Genomic DNA, 1,118 nt, shown 5'->3' with positions numbered 1-1,118 from the left:
AGTGGTCGGCTCAGGCGGACCGGTAACTCTGTTGGTAATACATCAAGGCCCAGCTAATACGGGCCATCTTGTTGGCAATGGCGCCGACGGCCTTATGCTTACCGCGTCGCTCTGCGACTTGGCGGGCCCAACACGACAGCCGGTCGTGATTCCTGTGGGCATTGCGCAGGACTGACCAAGCACCCTGGATCAGCATTCGTCGTAGATACGTGTTGCCGCGCCGTGTCAGGCCTCCGAGGTTCTGTTTGCCGCCACTGGAGTGCTCGCGAGGCACAAGACCGAGATTGGCAGCCAGCTCTCGGCCATTGCGATAGGCGCGCCCGTCACCGGCGTGGGCAACGAGAGCGGTGGCGGTCTTCTCGGCGATGCCTTTAACGGTCATCAGACGCTGGGCGGCGTCGCTGCCTTTGGCCTGCCGGTCAATACGCCGGTCGAGCCGGTTGATGGCCGCATCGCGTTGCTGCCACTCGATCAGCAGCTCTTCAAGCAGCACCCGGGCCTCGGGGGTCAGCTCGTTGTCGGCATTTTCAAGCAGACCCGGCAAGGCGCTCTGGAGCCGCCGGCGTCCTTGAGGGAGCACGATGCCGTATTCATTGAGCAGGCCCCGGATTTGATTGGTGAGGGCGGTGCGCTGATTGACCTGGCGTTCGCGCACCCGGTGCGCCTGGATCAGGTCAGTTTGGGCCAGGGTGCGTGGGGGCACACACCGCAGATGAGGCCGCTGCGCGGCTTCGGTGATGGCAAAAGCATCGTTGCGGTCGTTCTTATTGCCTTTAACGAAGGGCTTAACGTGCTGGGGTGGGATCAGCCGAACGTCCATGCCATGCCTCTGAAGGGTGCGTCCCCAGTAGTTGGAGCCGCTGCAGGCCTCCATGGCGACGATGGCTTTTGGGTATTCCAAGAGCAGCGCCAGCAGTCGCTGGCGCTTCACCTGCCGGTTAAAGACCGGCTTGCCGGCTTGATTCACGGCACAGACTTGGAAGACGGACTTTGCGAGATCAATCCCGATCAAGGTAACGTTCATGTGGGCACCTCTTGTAGTCGATTGGTTTTGGTAACTCAATCTTGGCGCATCGTGACGCCGTATTGGCAAGAGGTGTCCATCTCATCATCCCTGT

At 61.0% G+C, this 1,118-nt stretch carries 1 protein-coding gene; it reads right to left on the bottom strand.

The window, feature by feature from the left end:
• Nucleotides 1-10: 10 nt before the first annotated feature.
• Nucleotides 11-1,024, bottom strand: coding sequence for an IS110 family RNA-guided transposase (locus CJF42_RS26120; RefSeq protein WP_067612347.1), 1,014 nt, complete (start codon nt 1,022-1,024; stop codon nt 11-13).
• Between the last annotated feature and the right edge of the window lie 94 nt (nt 1,025-1,118).

It is taken from the genome of Pseudoalteromonas sp. NBT06-2 (assembly GCF_002276045.1).
Taxonomy (GTDB): Bacteria; Pseudomonadota; Gammaproteobacteria; order Enterobacterales; family Alteromonadaceae; genus Pseudoalteromonas.
This window is presented reverse-complemented; position numbering and strand designations above follow the sequence as displayed.

What these genes read in the sequence shown, in the direction of transcription:
- CJF42_RS26120 (WP_067612347.1), bottom strand. Translation starts at nt 1,024, where the DNA reads ATGAACGTTACCTTGATCGGGATTGATCTCGCAAAGTCCGTCTTCCAA.